This is a genomic window from Falsiroseomonas oryzae, assembly GCF_027856955.1.
In the GTDB taxonomy this organism is placed as follows: domain Bacteria; phylum Pseudomonadota; class Alphaproteobacteria; order Acetobacterales; family Acetobacteraceae; genus Falsiroseomonas; species Falsiroseomonas oryzae.
In genome coordinates, this window is the sequence record NZ_JAPSMD010000366.1 from 1 (window position 1) to 5377 (window position 5377).

Below are 5377 nucleotides of genomic sequence, written 5' to 3' on the forward strand. Positions count from 1 at the left end.
CTCGCGCCGGCCGCGGCGGCGCATTGGCGCGCGCCCGCTACCCCACCGTTGCCAGCCGCGCCGCCGCCGGCGCCGCGGCGCGGTTGCCGAAGCGCACCTCCTCCCAGCGTGCGGGCCGGCCGCCGATCTCCTCGCGGAAGAAGGTGTAGAAAGCGTCCAGCCAATCCAGCATCCGCTTCACGTCGTCCGCGGTGCGCGTGTAGGGCGTGTTGCCCGGCTCCAGCGAAGGCGAGTGGTAGGTCAGCACGAAGACCTTGTGGCCATCCGCCGCCATGTGGCGCACCAGCCGCTTCGCCTCCTCGATCTTGATGCCTTCCGGCGTCAGCCGGATGCGCTCCAGCAGGCCGAGCCGTGCCAGCGCCGCGCCCAGCGGCAGGCGCTGCGCCAGCGGGTGGAACACCACCGGCGCAAGCCGCGTGCCCTGCCGCGCCGCCAGCCGCCCGACCAGCGCGGCGGAGGCCGGGATCTCCATCACCGTCCGGTCGCGGTCGATCCAGTGCGGATGCGCGGTGAAGCCCCACAGGCCGCTCTGCCAGTCCATCCCCTCCGGCGGCCAGCACACCGACAGGCTGCTGTCGGCCTGGTAACCCAGCCGCTTCAGCACGTCGCCGGTGCGCGGACCGGCACCGAAGCGGCCGGTGCGGAAGATGCGCGGCTGCACGCCCAGCCTGTCCGCGATGATCTCCGTCAGCCGCCGCGCCTTCTCGTATTCCAGGCCGGCGGGCAGGTTGCCGACATAGCTGTTGTGCCGGTTCAGCTCCTCGAGGAAGGGCGGGTTCACCCAGGGATGCAGCTGCGCGCCGATATCGCAGCGCCCGTCGCGCAGCAGTTCCAGCAACGGCGCGGCGCCCTCCCGCTGCGCGGCGACGGGGTAGTCCACCATGTAGGTCGGCACCACGCCGTGCCGGTCGAAGACGCGATGCGCCAGATGCTGGCTGCCCATCGCCCGCACATCCGTGGTGTCGCGGGAGAAGGGACGCGACCAGTCGAAGGATTCCTCCGCATCCACCGTCGTCAGCAGAAGCGGCTGCGAATCGGGCGCCGGCTCGACCGGCAGGTGGAAGCGCTGGTCGAGCACGGAGGCGGTGGCGCCGAGCCCGGGATCCGGCAGGTCGGACATCGGCGGGCGCAGCATCCGCCCTGCCAGACCGTACACATCCAGGTAGCGCGCCGCGATGCCGCGCATGCCGAATTCCGTCGTGGCGAAGGCCTGCGCTGCCGAGCCGATCTCCCGTCGCAGCGCGGCGGAGCCGGCCAGCCGGTCCACCGTCTCGACGAAGCCCGCCTGGTCGTCGAACAGGAAGCCGGTGCGCCCGTGGAAGACGAAGCTGTCGTTCACCCCGGGCAGGTGGCGCACCACCACCGGCAGCCCATGCGCCATCCCCTCCGGCACCACCGTCCCGAAGCCCTCCAGGCGGGAGGCGAAGACCAGGATGTCGGCGGCGGCGAACCAGGGATGCGGGTCGCGCTGCTCGCCGGCGAAGAACAGCGCCGGCGCCACGCCGAGCCGCTCGGCGGTGGCGTGCAGCCCGGCGACGTAGTCCGGGTCCAGCGGCGGCCCGACCAGCACCAGCCGCAGGCCGGGATGGCGCGCCCGCAGCGCCGGCAGCGCCTCCACCAGGAACAGCGGGTCCTTCCGTTCGACCAGCCCGCCGACGAAGAGCAGCACCGGGTCGCCCTCAGCCGCGCCGATCTCCGCGCGGACGCGGGCACGCACCGCCGGCGGCTGCAGGGGCGCGGTGATGCCGCAGGGGATCAGGTGGCAACGCTCCTCCGGCGCCAGGCTGCGCGTCTCGCCATGCAGCTTGGGGCTGATTCCCACGAAGGCGTGGAACAGGCCGAAGGCGCGCCGGACCAGCGGGCGGACGCTCGGCCGGTAGTGCCCGACCAGGACCGGCAGGCTGTCGTCGAGCGTGGCGGAGATCACCAGGCGCCGGCCGAACAGCCGTGCCAGGATGTAGCTGGTGAAGTACCAGTCCGCATGGGTGCGGATATGCACCGTGTGGTAGCGGTGCAGATGGGTCAGCATCCACCAGGCCAGCGTGAGGTGCAGCTGCAGGGTGCCGAGCGGCCGGCGCGCGAGGTAGATCACCCGCCGCATCGCGGTGCTGGCCGCGGCGATGCCGGGGTCGGCCGGGGCGGGGGTGTGCGTGACCAGCAGCTCGTGCTCGACCTCGGGGGCGAGCTCCTGCATCACGGCGCTGGACCGCTCCAGGAAGACGCCTTCGCCGGTGAAGGCGGGGCGGTAGTATTTCAGGACATGGAGGACCCGCACGGGGCGGCGCGTCGTCTCGGTCTGGCTCATGCCCGCTCCCATGCGGGGGCCGCGGTGTCGGATCCGTTCATGCAAGCCCCGCTGCCGGCCAGGGGCCGGGATGCCGGGGTGAACATCTAGCGGGGTTTGAACGGCCGGGCCATCGGCCCTGCCGCCGATACCGGCGGCCAGGCCCGCCCTACGCGGCCTCCGCCCGGGTCAGGCGGCGCACCAGCTCGGCCAGCTCCTCCTGCCGGTACGGCTTGGTCAGCCTGGGCAGCCAGCCATGCCCGGTGCCCGCCAGCTCGGCATAGCCGGTGGCGAGCGCGACGGGCAGGTCCGGCCGCTCCCGCCGCAGCCGCTCCGCCAGTTCCATGCCGGTCATCCCGGGCATCGCGTGGTCTGTCAGCACCATGTCCACGCCTGGCTCGCGCGCGAGCCGCGCCAGCGCCTCCGCCGCGGAGGTGGCCACGACCGCGCTGTGCCCCAGATCCTCCAGCAGCATCGCGGTGCCCGCCGCCACCAGCGGGTCATCGTCCACGACCAGGACGTGCCGCGCCGGCGTCGCGCCGCTGCCATGCTGCGCCCCGCGCGAGGGCATGGCGTCGGCCGTCGCCCCAGCGCGCGGCAGCCAGATCTCCACCGTGGTGCCCGCGCCCGGCTGGCTCGCAAGCCGCAGCCCGCCGCCCGATTGCTGCGCCAGGCCCTGCACCATGGACAGGCCTAGCCCGGAGCCGCGGCCGACGCCCTTGGTGGTGAAGAACGGCTCCGTCGCGCGTGCCAGGGTCTGGGTATCCATCCCCGCGCCGTTGTCGCGCAGCGCCAGCCGGACGTAGCGACCGGGCAGCAGCCCCGCCGGCGCGGCGGCGGATGGCGCCTCGACCGGCGCCGCGGTGATCTCGATCACCCCCCCATCCGGCATCGCGTCGCGCGCATTGACGACGAGGTTCAGCAGGGCGAGTTCCAGCTGGTTCGCATCCGCCAGCGCCGGGGGAAGGTCGGCGGGCAGATCCGCCGCGATGCGCACCGTCGGCCCGGCCGAGCGCTCCAGCAGCGGGGTCACGCCCCGCACCAGTTGCGCCAGGTCCACCGCTTCCGGCCGCAGTTCCTGCCGGCGCGCGAAGGCCAGCATGCGCTGCGTCAGGGCCGCGCCGCGCTCCGCGCCCTGCTGCGCGCCGTCCAGCAGGCGGGTGATGCGCGGGTCGGGCGGCAGCCGCTTGCGCAGCAGGCCCAGATTGCCCAGCACCACCATCAGCAGGTTGTTGAAGTCGTGCGCGACGCCGCCGGTCAGCTGGCCCAGCGCCTCCATCTTCTGCGCCTCGCGCAGCTTGGTCTCGGCGGCCTTCAGCTCCGTCAGGTCGTGCCCTTCGGCGATCAGCCAGGTGATCCGCCCTTCCACGTCGCGCACCGGCCGCAGCGAGACCTCCACCGGCGTGAGTTGCCCGTCGCCGCCGCGCGCCACCATCTCGCCACGCCACGGCGTGCCGCGCATCGCGCCCGCCGTCGCCTCCGCCAGGCGCGCGCTCGTCGCCCCGTCCGGCCAGCAGGGCAGCTCCGCCAGCCGCCGCCCGATCACCGCCGCACGCTCCAGGCCCAGGAAGCCCAGCGCCGTCTCGTTCGCCTCCAGCACGAAGCCGTCGCGGTCCAGCAGCGTCATCAGCTGGAAGGTACTGTCGAAGATCGCGCGGAAGCGCATCTCGCTCGCCGCCAGGTCGCGCGTGCGCGACGCGACGCGCCCCTCCAGCCCTGCGGCCGCCTCGCGCAGCGCCGTGTTCGCCGCCGCCAGGTCGCTGCGCGCCCGCGCCTCCCGGTTCGCCATGCGGATGGCGAGCGCGGCCAGCAGCCCGAGCCCGACCGCGACCGCGCCCAGCACCTCCACCCACCACTTCACCGATCGCTTCCACGGCGCCAGCGCCTGGTCCAGCGGGATGCTGGCGGTCACCACGACGGGCCAGCCATCCAGCCGGCGGAAGGCGAGCACGCGTTCCACGCCATCGAAGGGCAGCACGGCGCGCACCGTGCCGTCCGGCCGGGTCGACAGGTCGCGGAACAGCGGGGTGTCGCGCACCGAAAGCCCGACCTGCTCCGCCGTCAGCCCGGTGCGCGCCAGCACGCGGCCGTCGGTGTCGAACAGGCCCATCGCCGTGCCGTCGCCGAACTCCGCGGCGAGGCCGTTGCCCTGGAAGAAGCCGGTGCGTACGGCCACCTGCACCACGCCGTCGAAGGCGCCGTCGGGCCGCCGCAGGATGCGGGTGTAGGTGAACAGCACCTCGTCGGTGATGCGGCTGTGCAGCGCCTCGCCGACATGCCGCTCCGCCCCGGCCTCGGCATGCATGCGGAACCAGCGCCGGTCGGACAGGTCGGTGGGCGGCGCGGGGTGGGTGTAGGAGGTCGTGACGGGCCGGCCACGCGCATCCGTCAGCATCAGGTAGTCGCCGGCGGACCGAGCCGAGAGGTCGCGCAGCCAGTGGTGGATCGCGACGTCGCCGCGCAGATTCTCCATCCCGCCCAGCTCCGCCACGCGGTCGACCACCTGCTGCGAGACGAGGTCCGCTGTCTCGAAGACGCGCCGCGCGTACTGCTCGCCGACACGTGCCAGGTTGCGCATCGCCGCCTCGGTGCGCGCGAGCGTCGCGGCCCGGTCCTCCGCCAGCGACGTGACGCGCAGGCCGATCAGCGTCGCAAGGAACAGCAGGACAAGCGCCAGGATGGCCAGACTGACGCGATACGGGGCCAAGCTCTCTCCGCGCTTCGCGGGCCGTGACGGCGGCCCGTTGGCGTATAGCGTTACCGCGCGCCCCGTCCCGCCAGAAGCCGGGCCGTCATGTCTCGCGTCTTCGTGAACATCAGGCGGCGTCAAGCTCGGCCGAGAGGGAGAACCATTCCTCTTCCAGTGCCGATGTCTCCCTGGCAATCGCGGCGCGACGCATCGTTGCCCAGGCGATGTCCTCGGCTTTCCGCTTTGCGTAGGTTTCGGGGTCGGAAAGCCGCTTCTCGATCAGCTTGGCCTCCAGCCCCAGCCGTTCCAGCTGCTTCTCCACCTCCTTCAGGCGCTGCCGCAGCGGCGCCAGCCGGGCCCGGTTCTCCGCCCGCTCGCGCCGCTCCGCGCCGCGGTCCGCCGCG

Annotated in this window: 2 protein-coding genes and 1 pseudogene; all 3 read right to left on the bottom strand. The window is 73.4% G+C overall.

What is annotated here, in order from left to right; all coding sequences use genetic code 11:
* Positions 1 to 37: 37 nt before the first annotated feature.
* A complete protein-coding gene (locus tag OZN99_RS24465) occupies positions 38 to 2305 on the bottom strand; it encodes a glycosyltransferase (RefSeq protein WP_270937858.1) in 2268 nt (755 codons plus the stop codon).
* A gap of 148 nt (positions 2306 to 2453) precedes the next feature.
* The gene (locus tag OZN99_RS24470; protein WP_270937859.1) at positions 2454 to 4991 is read right to left on the bottom strand and encodes an ATP-binding protein; all 2538 of its coding nucleotides are present in this window, start codon (positions 4989 to 4991) and stop codon (positions 2454 to 2456) included.
* Between the two features lie 109 nt (positions 4992 to 5100).
* Positions 5101 to 5377: pseudogene (locus OZN99_RS24475) on the bottom strand (ABC transporter ATP-binding protein); the annotation flags it as partial.

Coding starts and splice junctions, on each gene's coding strand:
- OZN99_RS24465 (WP_270937858.1), bottom strand. CDS start 2,305: ATGAGCCAGACCGAGACGACGCGCCGCCCCGTGCGGGTCCTCCATGTC.